The organism is Arthrobacter flavus, from assembly GCF_039526005.1.
Taxonomy (GTDB): Bacteria; Actinomycetota; Actinomycetes; order Actinomycetales; family Micrococcaceae; genus Arthrobacter_D; species Arthrobacter_D flavus.
In genome coordinates this window covers 24,575-48,411 of record NZ_BAAAIJ010000019.1, presented here as the reverse complement: position 1 = coordinate 48,411, position 23,837 = coordinate 24,575, and the positions used below count along the sequence as shown (strand labels likewise).

Here is a 23,837-nt window from a genome sequence, read left to right as displayed (position 1 = left end):
ATTCTTTAGCGAGTGACCGGACTCAACGGCGTGCTGACGTCAAAGACCTCGGCCGGCGGATCGGTCTGCGGGCCCGACAGCAGCGCTTCCAGCACCAGGGCTTTGGCCTGGTTCTCGTCTGAACTCCCCCAGAAGATGGTCTGGTCGCTGGCGAGGGACAGCTCGACCGAATCCACGGAGTCCGCCGATGCGTGATTGAGCTGATTCAGGATGCTTTCCGGCAAGGCGTCGAGCACCTCGGCGATTGAGGAAAATACTTCACTGTTCACCGCCTCGGTGCCCCCATCGATCAGGGGTAGCTGAACGGCATCGCGGTCGGCAACCGAGGCAAGCTGGCGCCCCTCGGAGTCGATGAGGATGAAACGCTCGCTGCTCTGCAGGATCGCCACCGGTATCCGTTCCTTGATGGTGATCGCCAGGCCCGACGGCGGCACAGCTGCCACCGTGACACTTTCAATCGGCGCGAACCCTTCGAGGAGCTGCTCAACGTCCTCGTCGGCGATCTGTGGCAGGGGCGTCCCCAGCAACGGGTCAAGGGCGGCCGTGGCTTCCTCGGTGGTGACGAGCGTATTACCGCTCACCTCGACGGATCGTAGGGCCAGGGCGGGGGAAAAAATGAGGTATGCCAGCAATCCCGCCATCAGCAGCACCACACCGGTCAGGCCCAAAAGGAAATTCCGGCGTCGACGCTTCCTGGGCGGCTGGGGGAAGGCGACCACCGAATTGGTCGTGGCGTCGTCGAATTCCTCAGGTAGCCACGGGTCCCCGGGAATCTTGAGCATCGACACCTTGCTGCTGGTGACGCGCGGCACCCGGATGGGCACTGACGCGCCAGGCTCCGACCCAGCATCAAGGCCGGAACCCGCACTGGCTTCGGAGCCTGCAGCGGGTGGTTTCGGCTTCCGACCGTTCATGAGTCGCGGGTACTGCCGCGGGCCCTGTCGGCGCGGGAGCTGTCGTCGGGCAGGGTGAGCAGGCCGACGAGCTCGGCGCCATACTGGGTGACGTCTCCTGCCCCCACGGTCAGGATGATGTCTCCCGAAGCCGCACGGTCAACGACCGACCTGACGGCTGCTGAAGGATCCGGGGCGTACCCGCCGGGCACGGTGAGCTGATCGGTGATGAGTTGGCTGGTCACACCGGGCATCGGGTCCTCCCGTGCCGCATAGATATCCAGGACGGTGGCCGAGTCCGCCAGGCTGAGCGCCCGGGCGAACTCCGCAGCGAATTCCCGGGTGCGGGAGAACAGGTGCGGTTGGAAGAGGACGTGCACGTCGTGGCCAGCAGCGACGGCGCGTGCCGCCGTCAGGGCCGCCGTGACCTCGGTAGGGTGATGAGCGTAATCGTCGAAGACCCTCACACCCCTCCCAGCGCCCTTCGGCTCGAACCGACGGGCCGCGCCCGAGAACGTGGCGAGACCGGCTGCCGCTGCCGCCGGGTCGACGCCCAGTTCGAGGGCAACGGAGAACGCTGCTGCCGCGTTTCGCACGTTGTGTTCTCCGGGCACATTGAGCTGGAGTTCCTGCTCGCTGTCCAGCCCATCCACCGAGAAGGACAGCATGCTCGTGGAGGCACTACCCACGGTCTGGGTCGCACCAATCCGCACGTCGGCGGATGGCGAGTAGCCGTAGGTCCTGATCCTGCGGGTGTCCCCGACCCGAGCGGCAAGGGCTGCCGCGCCAGCGTCGTCGACGCAGGTCACCAACACGCCGTCATCGGCGGGCAACAGCGTGACGAACTGGTCAAACACCTCGTACACCGCTGCGGCCGTCCCGTAGTGGTCCAGGTGGTCTGCCTCAACGTTGGTCACCACAGCAATCCGCGGTAGGTAGTTCAGGAATGAGCCATCTGATTCGTCGGCTTCCGCGACAAACACGCCGCCCTCGCCCCAGGCCGCGTTGACACCCAGCGCTGCGACATCCCCGCCGATAGCGAAGGATGGATCAAACCCGGCATACTGCAGCATCACGGTAATCATGGCGGTGGTGGTGGTCTTGCCATGGGTGCCAGCGACCGCCACCACTTCCCTGCCGGACATTGCGGCGGCCAGGGCCTGGGATCGGTGCAGGATCCGCAGACCCTGCTCCTGGGCGGCCACCAGTTCGGGGTTCGTCGCCCTGATGGCGGTGGAGATGACGACCGTGTCGACGCCTGCAACATTGTCGGCCCGTTGGCCGACGGCGGTACGCGCCCCGAGGGTAGCGAGTGCCCGCAGCCCCGGCGAGTCCGCGGCGTCGGACCCGGACACCTGAACGCCCTGGCCCAGCAGCACTCGGGCCACTGCGGACATGCCAGCTCCGCCCAGGCCAATGAAATGAACCCGCCCAAGATTGGCGGGGGTCAGAGGGGTTCCGGTCATGACTGTGCCCCGCGCCCGGCGGCGACGACGAGTCGGGCCATCTGAGTATCGGCGTCTCGCACTCCGAGCCGGGCGCTGGCGGCGGCCATCGCATCCAGGGCGGGCCGGTTTTTCAGCAGGGGGAACACATGTCCGGTCAACCAGTCGGCCGTCAGCGCGGCGTCGTCGACCAGCAAGGCGCCCCCCGCGGTGATCAGGTCCGAAGCGTTCCGGCGCTGCTCCCCGTTGCCGTGCGGCAGCGGGACGAACACGGCGGGCAGCCCGACCGCGCTCACTTCACACACAGTGGCGGCCCCCGCACGAGCCAGCAGCAGGTCTGCGGCCGCGTAAACAGTTTCCATATCGTCGACGTACTCCATCTGGCGGTAGCCTTCGGCCTGGAGCGGTCGCCCATCCGCACTCGTCACACCTTTGCCGCCCCCGGTAATGTGCAGCAGCTGGAGTCCCTCGGCCGCGAGCAGGGGCACCACTGCGGCGATGGCACGGTTGATGCTGACAGCTCCCGACGACCCACCGGTCACGATCAGCGCGGGCTGGGTGGGGTTCAGCCCCAGGGCAGCGCGGGAGGCAGCCCGTGCCGTGGCGCGGTCGAGGGTAGAGATACTGCGTCGCATGGGCATGCCAACCACCTGCGCCTTGGGGAGGCCAGTGCCCTTGAAGGCAACCGCCACGGAGGTGGCAATCCGCGCTCCAAGCCGGTTGGCCAGCCCCGGCTGGGCGTTCGCCTCATGAATCACTACCGGGATTTTCCTGCGCCACGCAGCAAGGTACAGGGGTGTGGAGACGTAACCGCCCACTCCGACGACGACGTCAGCCTCCGCACGGTCAAGGACGTCCGACGCCTGCCGGACGGCGCGGATCAGCCGGGTGGGGAGCTTCACCAGGTCGATCGACAAGCGGCGAGGCATCGGGACCCGGTCGATCGTCTCAAGCTGATACCCCGCAGCTGGAACCAGTCGTGTTTCCATTCCCGCGGCGGTCCCCACAACTACCTGCCGGGTAGCGGGGTCGTGTTCAGCCAGGGCATGGGCAATGGCCAGCAGTGGACTGATGTGACCGGCGGTACCGCCGCCGGCCAGGACCACCGAGAGGGGGTTTGTACTCATCGGACAGCTGGTTCGCTTTCTGTGGAACGGGGATCTGTACTGGTCCCGGCTACTGCGCCGGACTCTGGCGCTGGGGGCATTTTTCGGGCGAAGGCCAGGAGGACTCCGACCGCCGCGAGGGTGAAGGTCAGCGCCGACCCACCGTAGGAAATAAAGGGTAGCGGAACACCAATGACGGGCAGGACGCCGGTGACCATCCCAATGTTCACGAACGCCTGGCCGATCAACCACACCAGAATGGAGCCGAGCAGGATTCGCACGAAGGGGTCGGTATAGCGTCGGGCAACCCTGATGGTTGCGACGGCGAGGATCCCGAACAGAATGACCACCACCAGGGTGCCCACCAGCCCAAACTCTTCACCGATGATCGCGAAGATGAAGTCGTTGTGGGCTTCGGGAATCCAGTTCCATTTCTGCCGGCTCTGCCCAATACCGACACCCCACCAGCCGCCGGAGGCCAGCGCGAAGAGCCCGTTGTCGGCCTGCAGGCACAGGTCCTGGCCGTCGTCGCAGCTGAGCCGCAGCCAGGCAGTGATCCTGTCGCTGCGGTTGCCACTCACCAGCACCATCACGATGGCGCCAGCGATGCCAGCGATCCCGGCGATGGTGAACATTTTCATCGGGGCACCGGCGAAGAAGAGCGCGGCGGCGAGGATCATCATGAGGATGATCACGGTGCCCAGGTCGCCACCGAGCAGGACCAACCCGATCGGGAGCCCGCCCAGGGGCAGAGCGGGGATCATCGCGTGCTTCCAGTTGCGGATCAGCCGGCCCTTGCGGGCCAGCACACTGGCCAGCCAGATGGCCAGCGCGAGCTTGGCCGGTTCGGAGGGCTGCATGGTGAAGCCCCCGATTTGAATCCAGTTTTGGTTACCGTTGATGTTCACACCGATGGCGAGGACGAGGACCAGAAGAATTACGGCAATGCCGAGCACCGGCCAAGCCATCATGCGGTAGGCGCGCGCGCCGAACCGGGACAGGAGCAGCATCAGGACCAGCCCTCCAGCGGCCCACATGGCCTGCCTGAGGAAGAGGTCAAACTCACTGCTGCCCTCGGCGATCGCCTCCACCGATGACGCCGAGAGCACCATCATCAGACCGATCGCTGTCAGCGCGAGGGCCGATCCGAGGATCATATAGTAGCTGGCACCGCTGGCCTGCTTGTCGCTGCCTTCGAGGTGCGTCCAGAACCGTCCGAAGCGGGCGCGGAGACCCTTCGCCGCCGGGGCTTTGGCCTCGGCCGCGGGAGTGGAAGAAGTGGGGGTCTTGGGTGAGGCGGGCACAGAGGGGGTTCGGGAATGCTGGCGCATCACCGGCTTCCGACGGACTGGCCGGGTGGGCGTGGTGACCATTAGAACTCCTTTGCGGTCTTCGCCTGCCCTTCCACGATCACTCGGACGGCCTCGATAAAGGCCTTGCCGCGGTGAGCATAGGAGGAAAACTGATCCATGGATGCTGCCGCTGGGGCCATCAACACGGTGTCGCCGTCGCCAGCCAACCGTGCAGATTCCCTTACCGCCGACTCCATCACCTGCTCGCCCAGGGGCGCGGGTGCGGAATCGTCGGCCAACGTCACCTTCTCAGTGTCTCCCGTTGCCGCTTCGATCAGTGGAACATCCGGAGCGTGTCGGCGCAATGAACTGGCCAGGTCCGAACTGTCGGTGCCGATCAGCACCACCGCTTTGAGCCGCTTCGCGTGGGTCTGCACCAGCTCGTCATAATTGACGCCTTTGGAGAGCCCCCCGGCTATCCAGATCACCGAGTGGAAGGCCGACAGTGAGGCTGCTGCCGCGTGCGGATTGGTGGCTTTGGAGTCGTTGATCCACAGGATTCCGTCCTGCGAGGACACGAGCTGGATGCGGTGATCGGTGGGCTGGTAGTTCCGGATCCCGGTCCGGATGGCGGCGGGCTCCACGCCGGCAGCCCTTACCAGTGCCGCAGCTGCCAGGGCGTTCGCCACCAGGTGCCGGGGTACGAGCTCGCCCAGCTCCGTGATGGCAGCGAGTTCTACTGCCGAGTCCTTGCGCTGCTCGATGAACGCGCGGTCCACCAGCAAGTCATCGACAACTCCCACCATGCTTACGGCGGGGGTCGACGTCGTGAATCCGATCGCCCGGCACCCCTCGATAACGTCGGCTTCCTCGACCATCCGTTCGGTGGCGGGCTGTTCGGCGTTATAGACGCAGGCCACTTTGGTGTTGGCGTAGATCTTTGCCTTGTCGGCGGTGTACTGATCAAACCCGCCGTGCCAATCGACGTGATCCTCCGCAACGTTCAGGCAGACACTCGCCAGCGGCGAGATGTAACCGGTCCAGTGCAGCTGGAAACTGGACAGTTCGACGGCGATGAAATCGTAGCCTTGCGGGTCACGGATCGCGTCGAGAATAGGAGTACCGATATTCCCCGCAGCGACGGCGCGGAGGCCTGCGGCCAGAAGCATCGACTCGACCAGTGAGACAGTGGTGGTTTTGCCGTTGGTGCCGGTGATGGTCAGCCACTCGGCGGTGGGGCGACCTTCACGGATCCTGACACGCCAGGCCAATTCGACGTCGCCCCAGACCGGAATTCCTGCGTCTTGTGCGGCCCTGAGGAGCGGCTGCTGCGGGGTCCAGCCAGGTGAGGTGACCACCAGATCGGGCTGGCGACCGTCGATGGTCGGAATTCTCGTTGCGTGCTCGGTGCCGAGGAGGACATCCACGGCACCGACGATCGACAGCGTGTCCGCCTTGGCTCGGTTCTCGGGCGAATCGGATCCGTCGACTACCACCACGCGGGCGCCCAGTTCGATGAGCGTATCGGCGACGGAGAACCCGGACAGGCCAATTCCGGTAACTGCTACCCTCAGCCCTTTCCAGTCGGCATCCCAGGTGGTCAGGGAAGTGAGGTCACGGGCATCCGCGGGGGTGGTTCCGGTCATATCAGCACGACCCATTCGGCGTAGAAGATTCCGAGAGCGGTGGCTACGAATAGCCCGGCAAGAATCCAGAACCGGACGACAACTGTGACTTCCTGCCAGCCCTTGAGTTCGAAGTGGTGCTGGAGCGGAGCCATTTTGAACACCCGTTTGCCGCCGGAAAGCTTGAAGTAGCCGACCTGGATGATCACCGACAGCGTGATCATCACGAACAGCCCGGCGAGGATGACGAGCAGCAGCTGGGTGCGGGACAGGATCGCGAACCCGGCGATGGCGCCGCCGATGGCGAGCGAGCCGGTGTCACCCATGAAGATCTTCGCAGGCGAGGTGTTCCACCAGAGGAACCCGACCAGCGCACCGCACATGGTTCCGGCGATAAGAGCCAGATCGAGGGGGTCCCGCACGGTGTAGCAGACGCTCCTGGCGACCTCGTCGAGGGCGCAACTCTGGTTGGACTGCCAAATGCCCATCAGCATGTAGGCACCGAACACCAGCACCGACGCTCCGGCTGCAAGGCCGTCGAGACCATCGGCGAGGTTCACGCCGTTACTGGCTGCGGTGATGATGAGGTTGGACCAGATGATGAACAGGATGGCGCCAACGATCGTGCCGGCGAAGGCCAGATCGATCGACGTGTCACGGAGGAATGAAATGGCCGTTGAGGCTGGCGTCCTGCCGTTTTCGTTCGGGAAGCCAAGCGCCAGCACGGCAAAGATGATGCCAACGAGTGTCTGCCCTGCGATTTTCGCCGGTGCGCTGAGGCCCAGGCTCCGCTGTTTGGAGATCTTGATGTAGTCGTCAAAGAATCCGACGATTCCCATGCCGACCATCAGGAGCAGCAGCAACAGACCCGAGGCGGACGGCCCAGTGGAGACTCCAGCCCAGATCATCAGCAGGTGGGTGACGAAGTAGGCAATCAGGACGGAACCGACGATGACGGCGCCGCCCATGGTGGGCGTACCGCGCTTGGTGTGGTGGGCTGTGGGTCCATCATCTCGAATGAACTGACCGTACCCACGGTTCACGAGCAGGCGGATAAACAGCGGGGTACCCACAAGGGCCAGCACCAGCCCCATGGCTGAGCCGATCAGTAGCGCAATCACAGCTGCGGCCCCCCTTGGAGGTCAGTTGGGCCGGGCTCTGATGGTTCAGGCGTGGCGGTGGACGGTGCAACAGTCGAGGACAATGCTATCCGATCACCTAAGAATCGAAGCCCCGCCCCATTGGAGGATTTGAACAGCACCAGGTCCCCAGGTTCCAGCGCAGCGGCGAGAATTTCCTCCGCCGCGGCGACGTCCTCGGCGAACAAAACCTCGTCTCCCCAGGACCCCTCGAGGACAGCACCGTTATAGAGGGCACGGGCCCCCATTCCGATCACGAGCAGTTTGGTGATGTTCAGTCGAACCACGACCCGGCCGACGGCGTCATGCTCGGTGATCGATTCGTCGCCGAGTTCGAGCATCTCGCCGAGCACGGCCCAGGTGCGGCGACCCCGCCCAAGTTCGGCCAGGGTGCGAAGCGCGGCCCGCATTGAGTCAGGATTGGCGTTGTACGCGTCGTTGATGACCGTCACGCCGTCGGCGCGTTCGGTGCGTTCCATCCGCCACCGGCTTTGTGCTTCCGACCGCGACAGGGCGTCGGCTATGGCTGAGCCCGGAATGCCGAGCGTCCCGGCGATGGATGCGGCGGCGAGGAGGTTGGTGATTTGGTGCGTCCCGATGAGCCGTGAGGTGACCTGATACTCGGCGGAGCCGTCAGGACCGGGCAGACCCAGGGTAAACGATGGGTGCCCGCCGGGGGTGGTTGCAACGCTGGTTGCCCGAACAACCGGCCCGCCACCGGGGACATGTGAGTTATCGGAAGTGAAGTAGAGCTTGGACGCGATGGTCACGGTCTCCATGGCCAGGACCCGGGCGTCGTCGGCGTTGATGATTGCCGTTCCGGTTTCCGGGAGCGAACGAAGCAGCTCGGACTTGGCCCGGGCGATGTTTTCAACCCCACCGAATTCTCCGGCGTGGGCGCTTCCCACTCCCAGGACGACACCGATGTCGGGCGCGACCATGTCCGCCAGGTAGGTGATGTGCCCAATTTTCGTGGCGCCCATCTCGATGATCAGGTATCTGGTGTCATAGTCGGCGCTGAAGACAGTCAGTGGAACGCCCACCTCGCCGTTGTAGGACCCGATCGGGGCAACAGTGGGGGCATGCTCCCTGAGGATGCCGGCCAGCAGGTCCTTGGTGGTGGTCTTACCAGCCGACCCCGTGATACCGATCACCGTCAGCGGCGAGTGCGCGCGTAACCTTTCCACCACGGCGGAAGCGAGCCGGCCCATGGCCAGCACCACATCGTCGACGACGACGGCCGGGTACTCGCCTGCGCTAGGCAGGTCCTCATTCGTTACCGGGTGTTCCAGCAGCGCCAGAACAGCCCCCTCGCGGAAGGCCTGTGGCACGAACTGGTGACCGTCGGCGTTTGCACCGGGCTTGGCCACAAATAGGCTGCCGGCCTGTACGTCACGGGAGTCCACGGTGACGGAGCTAACGATCTGGGTCTGCCGCGCCGCGGCAGCGGGGGTCAGCTGACCCTTGGTGATTGCCGCGATTTCGGCTGCGCTTAGTTCAATCATGACGGTCTAGGATTCTATCCTGTGGCTGGGATGGACAGAGAATCCGTAGCGTGTCAACGCCCGGGCCAATTCCACCCGGTCATCGAGCGGCAGGTTGACTCCCTTGACCTCTTGCCAGACCTCGTGGCCGCGCCCAGCAATCAGTACGGTATCCGCCGGTCCCGCCAGTGCCACGGCATGGTCAATCGCCTCGGCGCGGGGGTAAATCTCAAGGATTTCACAGGCCAGGTTGTCGGCGTCGCGTGCCTGCTGGGCACCAGTCAGGACGCCCTGCCTGATCTCGGCTTCGTCCTCGTCGTGGGGGTCGTCGTCGGTGACAATGACGATGTCGGCGAGCCGGGCTGCGGTGGCTCCCATGATGGGGCGCTTGGTTTGGTCACGCTGGCCGGTGGCTCCGAACACCACAATCAGCTTCGCCTCCGGGGCGGGAGGTCTGACCGATTCCAGGGTGCGGGCCAAAGCATCAGGGTTGTGGGCGAAATCGACGATCGCCGCGGGACGGTCGCCGATGAGCTGCATGCGTCCTGGTACTGCCGCCGAGAACGGATCTGCGCTGTCCGCGGCGTGCTGCACGTCGTCTACGGCGACCCCTGAGGCGAGCACCATGACCGTCGCCAGGGCGGCGTTGGAGATGTTGAAGGTACCTGGCAGGCCCGAATGCAGCGTGAGTTGTTCCCCCGCTGGTCCGTGCAACGAGAATCGGTGGCCGAGCCCCTGTCTGGCCACATCCCGAACCTGCCAGTCGGCGGCGTGGAGTGGCATCCCGCCGCCCTTCGGCTGGGCGTCGTCATCCTCGGTGACACTCGTGCGGAGGGTAAGGACGTCGGCCCCGGCCGCTTCGGCCATTTTCAGGCCCCACACGTCGTCGGTGATGATGACGGCACGGCTCGTCCGCTCCCGCGTGAAGAGCTCAGCCTTGACCGCAAAGTATTCGTCCATGGTGCCGTGCAGGTCAAGGTGGTCCTGGGTCAGGTTGGTAAACCCAGCCACGTCGAAGTAGACGCCGTCCACCCGACGGTAGTCGATCGCGTGGGAGGACACTTCCATGGCGGCAGTTTCGATCCCCCGTTCTCGCATCAGCCCAAGGATGCCATGCACCTGCGGAGATTCAGGGGTGGTCAGAGCGCTGGCGATTGGTTGGCCGCCGGCATGGATCTCGATGGTTCCCATGAGCCCAGTGGTCCGGCCCAGTCCCGCCAGCAAGGCATTGATGAAGTAGGTGGTGGTGGTTTTGCCGTTGGTACCAGTGACACCAAACAGGGCTGGCCTGCTGGCATGGGCTGGCTGGCTGTTGAAGATAATCGCCGACAGTGGACCCACAAGTTCCCTGAGGTGGGCGGCCCTGAATAGGGGAACAGCGCCGACCCGGTCGATCGTACCCGCGGCAGCCGCCACCCCTGCCTCGTCGGTCAGGACGGCGACGGCGCCAGCGCGCAGGGCCGCGGCGGTGAACGACGCACCGTGCCTGCCGGAACCGGGAAGGGCAATATACAGATCACCGGCCCTGACCATCCTGGAATCAATCGCTATCCCCGTCACCTGGACGTGGGCCGCGTCGTCGTGCCCGGGAACCGGTTCGACGGGCGGCAATCTGGCGGGGAGGTCGCTGAAAACCTGTCCCAGCGGGACCGGAGTCACTACTGCTGGTCGCATCCCTGCGTCGGGCTGCGCGGCGGAATCTTCAATTGTTGGCACGTGTGTTGCTCCGGGTCAGTACTCGATGGGGTATGTCTCGGGCTTACCCGTGGATGGTGAAACGTTCCTGGCGTTGAGCACCTGTTCCATTACCTTTTGGAAGGACTCCCCCGGTATCAGATAATACAGATCGCCCTGCGGCCGCTGCAGCGTCACCACCACGACGTACTCCGGGTCATCCATCGGAGCCATGCCGGCGTAGGTGAGGGTGTACCCGTCGTAGCCGCCGGTAGCGCTAGGCGCTTCGGCCGTCCCCGTCTTGGATCCCACGCGGTATTCGTCCAGCGCACCTGAGGCGCCTGAGCCGTCGACGGTGACGGTCTCGAGCATCTTCTGCAGCTTGGCTGAGGTTTCGGTGGAGACCACTTCGACGCCCTCGTCCTGGGGCACCTTGTGCTCGGTTCCATCGGGGTCAATGTAGGCATCGATCAGTCGTGGTTTCAGCCGGACGCCGTCGTTGGCGATCGTCTGGTAGACCATCGCGGTGTGCAGTGCGGTCTGGGCCAGGCCCTGCCCGAAGAGCACGGTGTACTGCTGGCGGTCGTCCCAGTCTTCCGGCTGGGCAAGGATACCGCTGGTCTCACCGTTCAGGCCGACGTCGAGGGGCTGCCCGATCCCAAATTTGGTCAGCCAGTCGTAGCGCTGTTGCTTGCTGAGTTGCTCACCAACCATCACCGTGCCGGTGTTCATTGACTTGGCGAAGATTCCCGCGGCCGTGCGCCGCTCCTCGCCATGCTCAAAAGCATCCTTGAACGTCTGGTTACCCACCGTGTAGGTATTGGGCAGCAGGAATTCGCTGGTGGGTTCAATGATCCCCTCCTCCAACCCTGCGGCCATGGTGATCAGCTTGGTGGTGGAACCGGGCTCGAAGGATGAGGTGACCGAGAGGGGTTTCCGGAATTCGGGTTCAGTGGCGCCCGGGTTGTTCGGATCCATGGTGGTGGACTCGGCCATTGCGACAATGCCGCCGGTGTCCGCCTCGACGACGACGATGTTGCCCCACTGGGCGTCGTACTCCTCCACCTGGGAAGCGATGGTTTGCTGGGCAAACCATTGGAGATCCTGGTCAATGGTCAGCTTGACCGATTGCCCGTCCTTGGCCGGCACATCCTCGTTGGTGGCGTAGGGAATACGGATGCCATCGCCACCGATCTCAAAGGTGCGGCGACCCGCTTCGCCGGTCAGCCGGTCGTTCTGGGTGAGCTCCAAGCCTTCGTTCTGCTCGCCAACGAACCCGACGATTGACCCGGCGACCGGTCCGGAGGGGTAGGTGCGGAGGCTGACCGGATCGGCGTAGACACCAGGCATTCGCACAGCCAACGCGGCGTTTTTGATCTCTGGGGTGACTTCCTGGGCGACATACCCGAACTTCTTGTCCCCGATGATTGCCGCCTCGAGGGTGGCGGTATCCTGACCGAGGATCGCTGAAAGTTCAGCGAGACCCTCATCCATGGTGAGCTCCTCGCGGTCCCCCTGATCGTTGATCCGGGCGAAGGTGTCACCTTCGGCGAGGGTCTGGTCCACCACGATGTCGAAGCGCTCCACGCTGCGGGCGAGGTAATTTCCCTTGCTGTCGAGAATATCGCCCCGCGTTGGCTGCACCGGGAATGATTCGAGCCGTTTATTCAATCCGGCCTGCGCCATGCCGCCGAGGTCCAGCGCCTGCACCTGAAATAGTCGGACTCCCAGGACCAGCAGGAGGACCAGAACGAAGGCCAAGCCGACGCGTAGCCTTCTCGCGCCGAGAGCCACCCGGAATTTGTCGTGCTCAGCTGCTGTAGCCACTTCAATATCCTTCGGTGTCTTTCGGGTGATCGTCGATCGTCTGCGTTACCCGCCGGTGCCTTGCTGTGGTGCCGGAATAGATCCGCCGTTGAGTTCGATCGCCTGCGGCTGCTCAGCCGGTGGGGCGGGCTCGGCCGCCGGGGTTTCGGCTGCTGGTGCGTTGGCGCCCGCTGCGGCTTCCTCCACTGGAGGTGCCTCGACGGCAACCGCGACGGCAACCGTTGACACCTCGGGTGCGGCGATGAGCGCCAACGGCTCGCCGCCTTCCTTCGCAGCTTCGGGACTACCTGCAATTTTCATCGAATCTACATCAATGGAGCCGAATCCAGGGGAGGCGACCATGCCGAGTTCCCGTGCTTCCGCAGCGAGGTTCTGTGGCGCACTGAGGTCTTCCATTTGCTGGGTGAGCGCCTGGTTCTCCTGGTTCAGGGCGATTTGCTGGTTCCGCAACTCCACCAGTTCGTACTGGCTACTTGAGACCGAGATATTGAGCATCAGAACCGTCAACAGTGCGCCAACCAGGGCCATCATGCTGAACACCGCGAAGGGGATCCGACGTCGGGCCGGCCCGGCGGGCACGAGCGATAGCGGCGTCCTGACCTGCTGGGACGATTCACGTCCGGTTTCGGGGGTTGCCAGCGGCGCGTAGGATTCAGCGAGTTGCTGGCTCATGATGCATTCCTGTCTTTGGTGGTTCGAGTGTTCTTGATTCGTTCTACTGCGCGCAGCTTTGCCGATGCCGCCCGCGGGTTTTCGTCGATCTCTTGCTCGGTCGGCGCTTCGGTGCCCTTGGTCAACGACTTGAGGTAGGGCTTGTGCTCCTCGAGTTCCACCGGAAATCCGACTGGAGCTGAGGAGCGGGTCCCGGCGGTGAAGGCAGCCTTGACGATCTTGTCCTCGAGCGAGTGGTAGGACATGGCCACAGCTCGCCCGCCGAGGATCAGGGAGTCGACGGCGGCGGGAATTGCCCGTTCGAGCACGGTCAGCTCCTCGTTGACTTCGATCCGGAGCGCCTGGAAGGTCCGTTTGGCCGGGTGCCCCCCGGTCCGCGCAGCCCCCGCGGGAACCACTGCCCGAATGACGTCGACCAATTGGCCTGTCGTGGTGAAGAGCGCGTCCCGGCGGGCAGCGACGATGGCCGAAGAGATCCGGCCAGCGAACTTCTCCTCGCCCCAGGCCCGGATGATGCGGAGCAGGTCCGCCTCGGAATACCCGTTGACGACGTCTGCTGCGGTCTGCCCAACGCTGGTGTCCATCCGCATGTCCAGCGGCGCGTCATAGGAGTAGGCAAATCCCCGCTCACGTTCGTCCAGTTGGAGGGAGGAGACTCCAAGGTCGAAGAGCACGCCGTCAACGGCGTCGATGCCCAGATCCTCGAGGACTTCGGGTAGCTCGTCATATACCGCGTGGACCAGATCGGTTCGTCCGGAGAAGGCTGCGAGCCGTTCGCCGGCCAATGCAAGCGCCTGCAGGTCGCGGTCGATGCCGACCAGATGAGCTTGCGGAAAGCGTGCCAGCAGGGATTCGGAGTGCCCACCCATGCCGAGCGTGGCATCGACGACCACCGGCGTGCGCCCGGCAGCTGCCGCGGCGAGGAGAGCTGGTTCCAGGAGCGAGATGCAGCGTTCACGCAGTACCGGTACGTGCCGTTCACCGGTAGGGCGATCGTCGCTCATCCATTCGCTCCTTCCTCGGTGTTGTCTGCTTGGTTGTCTCTACAACGTTGTCTCTACAACACGCTTCTTGAGCCAGATCCCCATCCGACCAGGCGCCGTGCCCGCCTGGCTCCGGGGAAGGTGAGCCAGGTGGAACATGCGCCGGGCGGCTGGAGATCTCGTCCAAGAAGCCGTCCTGCATTTCATGCGGTACTGCGTGGTGATACTGGTGCTAAAAAAGACCCGGGAGGGCGTCCTCGTCGGTTTCGGAGAACGTATTCTCCTGCTCCGCCAGATAGCTGTTCCATGCCGAGGCATCCCAGATCTCGGCCCGGCTACCCGCGCCAATCACTGCAAGCTCCCGGTCCAGTCCCGCGTAGGTCCGAAGCGCCTGAGGAATGGTGATTCGGCCCTGCTTGTCGGGCACCTCATCTGAGGCCCCCGAGAGAAACACCCTGCTGTAATCACGGGATTGCCGTGACGACAGCGGAGCGGTCCGCATCTGTTCGTGAAGCTGTTCGAACTCACGCTGACTAAAAACGTAGATGCACCGCTCTTGCCCCCTGGTCAGCACCAATCCGTTGGACAGCTCCTCCCGAAACTTCGCTGGAAGGATCAACCTGCCCTTTTCATCGAGACGTGGCAGATGAGTTCCGAGGAACATCTGCCACCGCCTATCCTGTCCGGAAAGCACCTTGCGGCACCACTACGCTCTTATAACCACCACTTTACTCCACATCCCTCCCCCGTCAATCCATTTGGAGGGTCCGACGCGATGAATTTCCTGGCAGTTTCCTGTGTTGGCGGGGCTGGAGCGCGGTGGTGGGAAGTGGAGGGATTTAGACCATCACCTCCTAACTGCTCCTTTGAAATCTCCGTCCGGGCGACGGAATTGCCCGTTAAACGCCGATAGACCCGACGATGCGGGTCTATCGGTCAAGCTAATGATGGAGTTTTAAGGCCAGTGGATGGAAGTGGAGGGCGCCGACGGCCTGACGGTTGGCAGGGTCAGGGCTGCTCGCGCTTGCGTTCGTCCCACTTCTCTTCGAGGGTGCTCAGAAAGCCGCCACTACGATTGACAGGTGCCGATTTGTTGTTTCCCTGCGGCATTGGTGCTGATTCGGACCCCTTCCCGCGGCTGGTGGCGTAATACACTCCCGCCCCCATAACAAGGAATCCCGCAACGCCCAACAGAATAATCTGGTTCGCTACGCCCAGCAGCAAGATCAATATGCCTGCCACTGTCATCAGCGCACCGATGACGATCCTGCGCGTTGAGATAGTCCGCTGGGGACTCGACGCCATCGAGCTGGCAAACTTTGGGTCGTCGGCGTGAAGCTGCTGCTCCAGCTGATCAAGCAGCCTCTGTTCGTGTTCCGAGAGTGCCATCACTGCCTCCATACTGATAATAAATCCTGGTCCCTCACCTCAACTAACGAGCACCTGATCAATCCGGTTCCCTGCGACAACGTCGTCGCTGAAAGTGTTACGAATCGACCGATATAGCTTGTTGATATTGGCGTGTGTTCTAAGGATAGAGCGCAATGCCCACAAGGGAAAGTCGCGGCCCTGTCGGGTGAAAATCGGGGCTGCCCGCGTCATCCAGAGAGGAATTCAAGGGGGCGGATCGGTCGGTCTGCCAAACAGCTGGGCTGGCTGAATAGCCGACTTACCGAACCTCCTATTGACCTCATCGAGGGCTGACTCGGCGAGCCGCCAGTTCTCATCCCGGCGGTCGATGGTGAGCTGATGCCCCAGCCCCAACGACGGCTCCAGCTGGTCCGCCCGCACTCCCACCAGCCGGACGCTCATGGGTCGCTCCCCCAGAGCTGCCAGCAGCGAGGTCGCTGCCGCATAAATGGCATTGGCGCTGTCAGTAGGTTCGCTCAGCCTCTTGGTCCGCGTCAGCGTCGAAAAATCCGCGTACCGCAGTTTGATTGCCACTCCGCCACACTGGAGTTGGGCCGATCGAAGCCTCGCCGCCGTCCGATGAGACAACCGAAGCATTTCCGTATGCAAGGTGGGATCGTCACTGACATCGGCAGCGAAAGTCTCTTCGGCACCGATGGTCTTCTCCTGGCGGGTCACCGTAACGGTGCGCGGATCCCGGCCCCACGCGAGATCATGGACATGCTGTCCGGAAACACCCAGCAGCTTGCGCAGGGAGGAAACCGGGGTTTGGGCGAGGTCCTCCACGGTACGGATCCCCAGCCGCGCCAATACTTCCTGCGTTTTGGCGCCTACACCCCAGAGCGCTGACACGGGAAGGGTGTGCAGGTACGGCACAGTCTCCTCCACGGGGATAATCAGCAGACCGTTGGGCTTCGAACGGGTCGACGCAATCTTGGCAACGAATTTGGTGGTCGCAGCCCCCACACTCGCGGTGATACCAAGCTCCCGGCGAATCGTTGTTCGAATCAGCTCACCGATTTCGCGGGGCCCCCCAAGCCGACGCATCGATCCCGCAATGTCCAGGAACGCTTCGTCAACGCTGAGCTGTTCAACAAAGGGAGTGATGGTTCCAAAGATCGACATCACACCGTGCGAGACTGCCGAATACTTTTCGTGATGCGGTTCAAGCACCACCCCCTGCGGACATAACCGCATTGCAGCCGACATTGGCATAGCCGAACGGACACCGAACCGCCGCGCCTCATAGGATGCTGACAAGACCACCGACCGGCCGCTGGGCGAACCGACAATTACCGGTGTACCCACGAGGTCCGGACGATCCAGCAACTCGACGGCCACATAGAAGGCATCCATGTCCACATGGAGGATGGAGCACTCTGCATCTGGGAGGTTAGTCCTGGGCCCGGCTGTCACAGTCCAATCGTAGCCAGTCAGTAGGATGGAATAACCCACAGCACACCCGGCCGGCGGAATGCCCGGCGCACCCCCACGCGGAAACCTATCCGCACATTGAGGAGAGCCAATGACCGACCGGACCCCCTTCGTCGAAGACGCTTCAGTAGCCCAGCTCATCGCTGACGAGCAGAACGCGTACCGCGCCCAGGTGACCCAAGGCCTCGACCTCTTCCTTAAGCGACAGCAGGCAATCCTCGGGGATATTGCCGATGATGCACTGGAGCTGACCGCTGCTATTGGCCGGTTGACGTCAGGTGGCAAGCGGCTGCGCGCTTCCCTCTGCTACTGGGGATTTCGAGGTGCCGGAGGATCCTCCGATGCGCGTGATCCGGTCCTGGCCGGCGTCGCGCTTGAGCTTTTCCAGGCGGCCGCACTGATTCACGACGATGTGATTGACCGCTCCGATACGCGACGCGGCTCCCCCAGCGTGCACCGGCAGTTCGGAACGCTACACGAGCGAAACCGTTGGCACCTGAGTTCGGACCGGTTTGGAGTATCTGCAGCGGTGCTGACCGGCGATATGTGCCTCTCCTTTAGCGAGGAACAGTTCTCGGATATTGGCCCCAGTGCGGCGTCGGGTACGGCTGCCCGGTCAATCTTCAACCGGATGCGCACGGAGGTGATGGCCGGCCAATACCTGGATCTGCTGGAAGAAGCGGTAGGGCCGGACCGGACGCCGGACGACGCCGCCGCACGGGCGCTGCGGATCGTCAGGTATAAATCTGCCAAGTATTCGATCGAACACCCGCTCGGCCTGGGCGGCGCCCTGGGCGGCGCCGACGCCGCACAGTTGGCTGGCTACTCGGCCTTCTCACTTCCGTTGGGTGAAGCGTTCCAGTTGCGGGACGACGTGCTGGGAGTGTTCGGCGACCCAGCAGTCACCGGGAAACCCGCTGGGGACGATCTGAGGGAGGGGAAACGGACCCTGCTCATCGCCAAAGCGCTTCAGAACGGGAGCACGCGGGACCAGGAATTGATCAATAGCACCCTGGGCCAGGCGGATCTCGACGACGAGGGGGTGTCACGGCTGCGGGACGCCATCGCCTCTTCGGGAGCGCTCAACGCCGTCGAGTCGCTGATTGCCGAGCATTCGGAAGCGGCAGCCCTAGCTTTGGGGCGTCTTGAACTGGATGAGGTGTGCCGATCAGCCCTTTCCGGGCTGGCAACCGCTGCGGTGAGCCGGTCAGCTTAGGCGGAAAACCCGGGTAGCCGGATTTACCAGGCGGCGGCCTGGGCCCGTCGGCGAATCTCGGTTTTGCGGCCTTCGCGCAGCGCGTCGATAGGTCGTCCGGGCAGTGACTCGTCGGGCGTGAAAAGCCACCTGACAATGTCCTCGTCGCTGAATCCGGAATCAGCGAGGACGGTGATCGTTCCCTTCAGGCTGTCAACCACTGCGCCCTCAAAGATGAACTCCGCGGGCACGCTCCTCACGTTACGTTCAGTGCTGCGGAGCGCGATTAGCGACTTCTCATCGAGCAGGCCGTGGACCTTGGTGATGGGCACATCCAACTCAAGTGCCACCTCCGGAAGGTTCAGCCAAGCGGGCACGAGTTCTTCGAGTTCATTCACCCCCTAAGCGTGCCAGATGAGAGGGCATCCCTCCACATCGTGATCCGACACGCCAGTGAGCTAGTAACGGGTTTGAACGGAACTCTTGTGCTAGGCGACATTTAGTGTAGATTCTCATGAGTCACACCAGTAACAGTAACAACATCAGACTCTCGCGCACCATCAGATGTTTTTGAAAGAGGCCCCCGACAGGCACGCCCGTCGGGTCTCCCTTCGGCCATCGGCGCGGCCCGTACCGTTGACCATAGATGAGGATCTTGACCATGACTGCCCAGCGCTCATCATCGCCGCTGTTCAAAACCCGGGCCCAGGCCCAAGGCACCCGCCTTCCTAACCGATTCAATGTGGCGGTATCCACCGCGGCCATCCCCGCCGTGCTGCTCTCCGCCGTCGCACTCGCCCAGCCAGCAGCTGCCGCGCCTGCGACGGTGAACGCCCAGCAGGTTCCCCGCCTCGCACCTGCCGTGACAGCCCCCACGGGCCTCACCATCCCAGCGAGCACTGTAGCGACCCGTATTCCGAGCTTCCTGGCTCCAGCCCAGAGCGCCCCGAAGACCTACACCGTGCAGACGGGCGACACCATCAGCGGGATCGCGCTGAAGCTCGGCCTGGACACCAGCGCCGTCCTCAAAGCCAATGATCTGGGTGCAAGCTCGATCATCTACCCGGGTCAGAAGATCAAGCTCGCTGGGGAAACCTCCACCGCGCCCACTGCCAAACCGGCAAGCGACCCGAAGCCCTCCACAGGCTCCTCCTACACCGTGCAGGCCGGCGACACACTGAGTGCCATCGCCGCCAACCATGGAGTCAGCCTGGGGACCGTGCTGGAGGCCAACTCCCTGTCGATGTCATCGATCATTCACCCCGGCCAGAAGCTCAAGCTGGGCGGATCCGCTGAGGTTTCGGTCGCATCAAACGACATTGCGCCCGCAGCGCCTGCGCCCGCCAAGGCTGCAACTACCGGCGGCGATTACACCATCAAGGGTGGCGACACCCTGGGCGCCATCGCTGCCAAGCACGACGTCAGCCTTCGCGACCTGCTCTCAGCCAATGACCTCAGCGCCACCACCATGATCCACCCCGGCGCCAAGCTGACCATCCCGGGCGGATCGGCACCGACCGCCGAAGCAGCACCGGCTGCCGAGACCGACACGCCAGCAGATCTGGTCCCGTCCACCTTCCTGCACTACACCTACCCACAGCATGTGGTGTCGGAGGCGAACCGCAACAAGCACCTGCTCAACTCCCTGCCGGTCCCCAGCAACGAAGCGATGAAGACCATCGTTGCTGACACGGCGCGATCCATGGGCGTCGACCCAACCCTCGCGTTGGCCGTATCCTTCCAGGAGTCAGGCTTCAACCAGCGCGCGGTCTCCCCCGCGAACGCCATTGGCGCCATGCAGGTCATCCCGATGTCCGGTGAATGGGCCTCCGACCTCGTCGGACGCGAACTGAATCTGCTGGACCCCTACGACAACGCGACCGCCGGGGTAGCCATCCTGCAGTCTCTGGTTCGCACCAGCGCCAGCCTTGAGGAAGCCATCGCTTCCTACTACCAGGGCCAGTATTCAGTGACGACCCACGGAATGTTCAGCGACACCAAGAACTACGTTGCCGCCATCAACGCCCACCAGGCGACCTTCCGGTAACAACCTCACGGCACGGCCGTGAATCGGGGTGGAATCGGGTGTCGGTTCCACCCCGTTCCGTGTGTGCACTTAGGATCGAAGGGTGCAGGAACGGCAGAATGACCCACTGGTTGGCTCGGTAGTAGACGGGCGGTATCTCGTTCTGTCGCGCCTTGCCAGGGGCGGCATGTCAACCGTCTACCGGGCCACCGATCAGCGGCTCGATCGCGATGTGGCGCTGAAGATCCTGTATCCACACCTTGCCGAGGACTCAAGCTTCCTCGATCGGTTTGAACGGGAAGCCAAGTCCGCTGCGCGCCTGTCCCACCCGCATGTGGTCGGCGTCCTGGATCAGGGCGTCGAAGACTCAGCCGAGCGCTCCCTCGCCTACCTGGTGATGGAATATGTGCCGGGGAAAACCCTGAGGGACCTGCTGCGGGAGAAGGGCCGGCTCACCCCACGCCTGGCCCTGGCCATGATGGACCCCGTGGTGGAAGGTCTTGGCGCCGCTCACGACGTCGGGCTGGTGCACCGAGACGTCAAACCGGAGAACGTTCTCCTGGCTAGCAACGGCCGGATCAAAATTGCCGACTTTGGGCTGGCGCGGGCGGTTTCCACGACCACCAACACCGGCACATTGATCGGGACGGTGGCCTATCTGTCGCCTGAGTTGGTCACCGGCGGGGGCGCCGACGCCCGGAGCGACATATATTCTGCGGGCATCGTCCTCTTTGAGCTGCTGACTGGGAAGCAGCCGTATACCGGGGATGTTCCGATCCGGGTGGCACTTCAACATGCCAACTCGACCGTGCCCGCGCCGTCAACCCTGGTCCCGGGCCTCGCATCGGACATTGACGAGCTCGTGCAGTGGTGCACGGCTGTGGACCCCGAGGACCGACCAATCGACGGGAACGCCCTCCTGGGTGAACTACGGCATATCCGAACTACTCTCACTGACGAGGAACTGGACTTCGAATTGCCCGGCGGTCCGTCTGGCAGCGCAGCAGATCAGACCGATACCACCCCGCCAGTGCACGGTGCCACTGAAGTCATCGAGACAGGGGCGGGCGGCTCGGCCACTGAAGTCATCCGCTCCCCCCGCGGCCCCCGCCCCACCGAGGTGATCCGCCCCGACCAGTCCCTGACCTCGGTCATCCACCACGACGTTCAGCACACCCGAGCCATCAGGATCCCGGAGAACCGCGCTGAGGCACTGCCCGAGCCGGACCAGAGAACTGATAAGCAGGCGCGACGGGAATTCAAGGTCTATCAGAAGCAGCAGGCCAAGGCCGCGCTGCGGCCGGAGAAGTCCTTGCGCCCCGGCAATCGTGGTCGGCGCAACGTTATCTGGGTGATGCTGCTCCTGCTGCTCGCCGGGCTCGCCGCGGGCCTTGGCTGGTTTTTCGGAGTGGGACCCGGTGCGCTGGCGACAGTGCCCGACGTCGTGAACCGTTCGGTCGACCAGGCCGAGCTGTTGCTGGCGGAGAACGGCTTCGACACCCCGCGTGCGGAAGAAGAGTTCCATGACGAGGTTGCATCGGGTTTGGTGATCCGCAGCGAGCCGGCAGCGCAAACCGAGATCCGTCGATTTCAGTCGGTCGAGCTGTTCGTCTCAAAAGGCCCCGAACTGTTCGAGGTGCCTCGTGTTGTTGACCGGGGTGAGGCTGCCGCCGCAGAACAGCTGGCTGGCAGCGAGCTGACCGTCGGCGAGATCACCCGGGAGTTCAGTGCCGACGTCGAGGACGGACTGGTCATCAGCCAGGAACCTGCTGCAGGGGACCAGACTCCGCGCGGCACCCCCGTAAACCTTGTCGTGTCGCAGGGTCCTGAGCCCATTGATGTTCCGGTGGTGACCGGGCAGTCACGCGCCGACGCCGTTGCCGCTATCGAGGCTGCCGGCCTGGTGGCATCTGTGGCCCCCGACGGCGAGAACAACCGCGACATACCCGAGGGCGCCGTCGTCGGACAGAGTCCCTCCGGCGGACAGCTGACCCGTGGGGAGACGGTAACCCTGACCCTGTCCCTGGGCCCACGGTTGGTCGAAGTACCCAACGTGTTCTCCCAGCGGGAAGAGGCAGCTGTGGCTGAACTTGAAGCGGCAGGATTCGTGGTGGTGGTGGACTACACGTTTGGCGGTTCAGTTCTCGGACTGGTCGCGGGGCAGGATCTGACGGGCGAGCAGCCTGAAGGTTCCACCGTCACCATCACCGTCACGTAGTAGCAAGTCACCTAGGTCTGAACACAACAGAGGCGAAGCGTTTCCGCTTCGCCTCTGTTGTGTTCGAACCTGTTGTGTCCTGCTTGCCTAGCGCTTGGAGAGTGCTCCTGCGACCAGGAAAGCCATTTCCAGGGACTGCATGTGGTTCAGGCGTGGATCGCAGACCGACTCGTAACGTTCCAGGAATGCTTCCTGGTCCACGGGGTCGGCACCGCCCAGGCACTCGGCGACGTCGTCGCCGGTCATCTCGACGTGCAGGCCGCCCGGGAAGGTGCCCAGCGAATTGTGCACCTCGAAGAAACCACGGACCTCGTCCATGACGTCGTCAAAGTTGCGGGTCTTGTAGCCGTTCGGCGAGGTGACGGTGTTTCCGTGCATCGGGTCGGATACCCAAAGGACCTGCGCGCCGGAGTCGGTGACCTTCTGGACCAGCCGGGGCAGCTTCTCGCGGATGTTCCCGGCGCCCATCCGGGTGATGAAGGTCAGACGCCCCGGTTCGCGATTCGGATCCAGTTTGTCGATCAGTGCGAGGGCATCGTCCGGTGAAGTGCCTGGACCGAGCTTGACACCGATCGGGTTGCGGACCCGCGACAGGAAGTCGATGTGGGCGCTATCGATGTCACGGGTGCGCTCCCCGATCCACAGGAAGTGAGCCGAGGTGTCGTACGGGAGTCCGGTACGTGAGTCGGTCCGCGTCAGTGCGCGCTCGTAGTCGAGCAGGAGTGCTTCATGGCTGGCGAAGAACTCGACCCGCTTCAAAGCCTCGAAGTCGGTGCCGCACGCATCCATGAACCGGACCGCGCGGTCAATCTCGCCGGCCAGCGACTCGTAGCGCGAGTGGGCCGGGTTGGCGGTGAACCCCTTGTTCCAATGGTGAACCAGGCGCAGATCAGCGAAGCCACCCTGGGTGAAGGCGCGGATCAGGTTCAGCGTGGAAGCTGAGGTGTGGTAGGCCTTGACCATGCGGGAAGCATCGTGCCCACGCGACTCCGGGGTGAACTCGTAGCCGTTGACCATGTCGCCGCGGTAGGCCGGAAGCGTTACGCCCTCACGGGTCTCATCATTGGATGAACGTGGCTTGGCGAACTGCCCAGCCATCCGCCCCATCTTGATCACCGGCAGGGATGCACCGTATGTCAGGACCACTGCCATCTGCAGGATGGTCCGCACACGGGCGCTGATCCGGTCTGCGGTCGCGCCTTCGAAGGTTTCGGCGCAGTCGCCGCCCTGTAGCAGGAATGCCTTGCCCTGGGCAGCGGCGGCCAGACGGTCGCGCAGCACGTCGACCTCGCCGGCGAAGACGAGTGGAGGGAGGGTGGAGAGTTCTTTGACGGAAGCCGAATACACGCTGGGGTCCTGCCAGGTGGGCTGCTGCGAGATGGGCAACTGGCGCCAGTTGTCAAGCATCGCGCTT

At 63.7% G+C, this 23,837-nt stretch carries 19 protein-coding genes; 3 read left to right on the top strand and 16 right to left on the bottom strand.

Translation table 11 applies throughout. The features are described from left to right. Nucleotides 1-5 precede the first annotated feature (5 nt). The 14 genes from ABD059_RS05920 to dinB all read right to left on the bottom strand — a co-directional run bounded on the left by ABD059_RS05920 (nucleotide 6) and on the right by dinB (nucleotide 16,966). Nucleotides 6-914, bottom strand: coding sequence for a cell division protein FtsQ/DivIB (locus tag ABD059_RS05920; protein WP_343878438.1), 909 nt, complete (start codon nucleotides 912-914; stop codon nucleotides 6-8). After that, a complete protein-coding gene (gene murC / locus ABD059_RS05915; RefSeq protein ID WP_343878437.1) occupies nucleotides 911-2,359 on the bottom strand; it encodes a UDP-N-acetylmuramate--L-alanine ligase in 1,449 nt (482 codons plus the stop codon). The genes ABD059_RS05920 and murC overlap by 4 nt, the downstream gene beginning before the upstream one ends. After that, on the bottom strand, nucleotides 2,356-3,465 hold the full coding sequence (gene murG, locus ABD059_RS05910) for an undecaprenyldiphospho-muramoylpentapeptide beta-N-acetylglucosaminyltransferase (protein WP_343878436.1): 1,110 nt from the start codon (nucleotides 3,463-3,465) through the stop codon (nucleotides 2,356-2,358). Before murG ends, murC begins: the two co-directional genes overlap by 4 nt. Continuing rightward, nucleotides 3,462-4,817 (bottom strand): putative lipid II flippase FtsW, encoded by a 1,356-nt coding sequence (ftsW, locus tag ABD059_RS05905; RefSeq protein ID WP_343878435.1) that lies wholly within the window; start codon nucleotides 4,815-4,817, stop codon nucleotides 3,462-3,464. Before ftsW ends, murG begins: the two co-directional genes overlap by 4 nt. Further along, complete coding sequence (gene murD / locus ABD059_RS05900; RefSeq protein WP_343878434.1) at nucleotides 4,817-6,382, bottom strand: UDP-N-acetylmuramoyl-L-alanine--D-glutamate ligase; 1,566 nt, start codon at nucleotides 6,380-6,382, stop codon at nucleotides 4,817-4,819. The genes ftsW and murD overlap by 1 nt, the downstream gene beginning before the upstream one ends. After that, a complete protein-coding gene (gene mraY, locus ABD059_RS05895; protein WP_343878433.1) occupies nucleotides 6,379-7,482 on the bottom strand; it encodes a phospho-N-acetylmuramoyl-pentapeptide-transferase in 1,104 nt (367 codons plus the stop codon). The genes murD and mraY overlap by 4 nt, the downstream gene beginning before the upstream one ends. After that, nucleotides 7,479-9,005, bottom strand: a complete 1,527-nt coding sequence (locus tag ABD059_RS05890) for a UDP-N-acetylmuramoyl-tripeptide--D-alanyl-D-alanine ligase (RefSeq protein ID WP_343878432.1) — start codon at nucleotides 9,003-9,005, stop codon at nucleotides 7,479-7,481. Before ABD059_RS05890 ends, mraY begins: the two co-directional genes overlap by 4 nt. A 6-nt stretch (nucleotides 9,006-9,011) precedes the next feature. Next, nucleotides 9,012-10,658, bottom strand: a complete 1,647-nt coding sequence (locus tag ABD059_RS05885; protein ID WP_343878491.1) for a UDP-N-acetylmuramoyl-L-alanyl-D-glutamate--2,6-diaminopimelate ligase — start codon at nucleotides 10,656-10,658, stop codon at nucleotides 9,012-9,014. A 57-nt stretch (nucleotides 10,659-10,715) separates the two neighbouring features. Next, nucleotides 10,716-12,485 (bottom strand): peptidoglycan D,D-transpeptidase FtsI family protein, encoded by a 1,770-nt coding sequence (locus ABD059_RS05880; RefSeq protein WP_343878431.1) that lies wholly within the window; start codon nucleotides 12,483-12,485, stop codon nucleotides 10,716-10,718. Between the two features lie 45 nt (nucleotides 12,486-12,530). Beyond that, nucleotides 12,531-13,157, bottom strand: coding sequence for a cell division protein FtsL (gene ftsL, locus ABD059_RS05875; protein ID WP_343878430.1), 627 nt, complete (start codon nucleotides 13,155-13,157; stop codon nucleotides 12,531-12,533). Continuing rightward, a complete protein-coding gene (gene rsmH, locus ABD059_RS05870; RefSeq protein WP_343878429.1) occupies nucleotides 13,154-14,161 on the bottom strand; it encodes a 16S rRNA (cytosine(1402)-N(4))-methyltransferase RsmH in 1,008 nt (335 codons plus the stop codon). The genes ftsL and rsmH overlap by 4 nt, the downstream gene beginning before the upstream one ends. 211 nt (nucleotides 14,162-14,372) lie before the next feature. Next, nucleotides 14,373-14,804, bottom strand: a complete 432-nt coding sequence (gene mraZ, locus ABD059_RS05865) for a division/cell wall cluster transcriptional repressor MraZ (protein ID WP_343878428.1) — start codon at nucleotides 14,802-14,804, stop codon at nucleotides 14,373-14,375. A 344-nt stretch (nucleotides 14,805-15,148) separates the two neighbouring features. Continuing rightward, nucleotides 15,149-15,529, bottom strand: a complete 381-nt coding sequence (locus ABD059_RS05860) for a DUF3040 domain-containing protein (protein WP_343878427.1) — start codon at nucleotides 15,527-15,529, stop codon at nucleotides 15,149-15,151. Nucleotides 15,530-15,754: 225 nt separating this feature from the next. After that, on the bottom strand, nucleotides 15,755-16,966 hold the full coding sequence (gene dinB, locus ABD059_RS05855) for a DNA polymerase IV (RefSeq protein WP_343878426.1): 1,212 nt from the start codon (nucleotides 16,964-16,966) through the stop codon (nucleotides 15,755-15,757). Nucleotides 16,967-17,075: 109 nt separating this feature from the next. On the opposite strand from dinB, the gene ABD059_RS05850 reads away from it, so the two are divergent. Further along, a complete protein-coding gene (locus ABD059_RS05850) occupies nucleotides 17,076-18,200 on the top strand; it encodes a polyprenyl synthetase family protein (protein WP_343878425.1) in 1,125 nt (374 codons plus the stop codon). Between the two features lie 23 nt (nucleotides 18,201-18,223). Here ABD059_RS05850 and ABD059_RS05845 read toward each other — a convergent pair whose 3' ends face one another. Continuing rightward, a complete protein-coding gene (locus tag ABD059_RS05845; RefSeq protein ID WP_343878424.1) occupies nucleotides 18,224-18,577 on the bottom strand; it encodes an Rv2175c family DNA-binding protein in 354 nt (117 codons plus the stop codon). A gap of 263 nt (nucleotides 18,578-18,840) precedes the next feature. On the opposite strand from ABD059_RS05845, the gene ABD059_RS05840 reads away from it, so the two are divergent. Both ABD059_RS05840 and pknB read left to right on the top strand, forming a co-directional pair. After that, nucleotides 18,841-20,226, top strand: a complete 1,386-nt coding sequence (locus tag ABD059_RS05840) for a LysM peptidoglycan-binding domain-containing protein (protein ID WP_343878423.1) — start codon at nucleotides 18,841-18,843, stop codon at nucleotides 20,224-20,226. Between the two features lie 82 nt (nucleotides 20,227-20,308). Continuing rightward, nucleotides 20,309-22,423: a Stk1 family PASTA domain-containing Ser/Thr kinase gene (gene pknB / locus ABD059_RS05835; protein ID WP_343878422.1), complete on the top strand. Its 2,115-nt coding sequence runs from the start codon at nucleotides 20,309-20,311 to the stop codon at nucleotides 22,421-22,423. 87 nt (nucleotides 22,424-22,510) lie between these two features. Here pknB and ABD059_RS05830 read toward each other — a convergent pair whose 3' ends face one another. Continuing rightward, complete coding sequence (locus ABD059_RS05830) at nucleotides 22,511-23,830, bottom strand: class II 3-deoxy-7-phosphoheptulonate synthase (RefSeq protein ID WP_343878490.1); 1,320 nt, start codon at nucleotides 23,828-23,830, stop codon at nucleotides 22,511-22,513. Nucleotides 23,831-23,837 lie beyond the last annotated feature (7 nt).

Bases quoted from the DNA above. Each gene is read 5' to 3' on its own strand.
- ABD059_RS05920 (WP_343878438.1), bottom strand. From the start codon at position 914: ATGAACGGTCGGAAGCCGAAACCACCCGCTGCAGGCTCCGAAGCCAGT.
- murC (WP_343878437.1), bottom strand. From the start codon at position 2,359: ATGACCGGAACCCCTCTGACCCCCGCCAATCTTGGGCGGGTTCATTTC.
- murG (WP_343878436.1), bottom strand. From the start codon at position 3,465: ATGAGTACAAACCCCCTCTCGGTGGTCCTGGCCGGCGGCGGTACCGCC.
- ftsW (WP_343878435.1), bottom strand. From the start codon at position 4,817: ATGGTCACCACGCCCACCCGGCCAGTCCGTCGGAAGCCGGTGATGCGC.
- murD (WP_343878434.1), bottom strand. From the start codon at position 6,382: ATGACCGGAACCACCCCCGCGGATGCCCGTGACCTCACTTCCCTGACC.
- ABD059_RS05890 (WP_343878432.1), bottom strand. From the start codon at position 9,005: ATGATTGAACTAAGCGCAGCCGAAATCGCGGCAATCACCAAGGGTCAG.
- ABD059_RS05885 (WP_343878491.1), bottom strand. From the start codon at position 10,658: ATGCGACCAGCAGTAGTGACTCCGGTCCCGCTGGGACAGGTTTTCAGC.
- ftsL (WP_343878430.1), bottom strand. From the start codon at position 13,157: ATGAGCCAGCAACTCGCTGAATCCTACGCGCCGCTGGCAACCCCCGAA.
- rsmH (WP_343878429.1), bottom strand. From the start codon at position 14,161: ATGAGCGACGATCGCCCTACCGGTGAACGGCACGTACCGGTACTGCGT.
- mraZ (WP_343878428.1), bottom strand. From the start codon at position 14,804: ATGTTCCTCGGAACTCATCTGCCACGTCTCGATGAAAAGGGCAGGTTG.
- ABD059_RS05860 (WP_343878427.1), bottom strand. From the start codon at position 15,529: ATGGCACTCTCGGAACACGAACAGAGGCTGCTTGATCAGCTGGAGCAG.
- ABD059_RS05850 (WP_343878425.1), top strand. From the start codon at position 17,076: ATGACCGACCGGACCCCCTTCGTCGAAGACGCTTCAGTAGCCCAGCTC.
- ABD059_RS05840 (WP_343878423.1), top strand. From the start codon at position 18,841: ATGACTGCCCAGCGCTCATCATCGCCGCTGTTCAAAACCCGGGCCCAG.
- ABD059_RS05830 (WP_343878490.1), bottom strand. From the start codon at position 23,830: ATGCTTGACAACTGGCGCCAGTTGCCCATCTCGCAGCAGCCCACCTGG.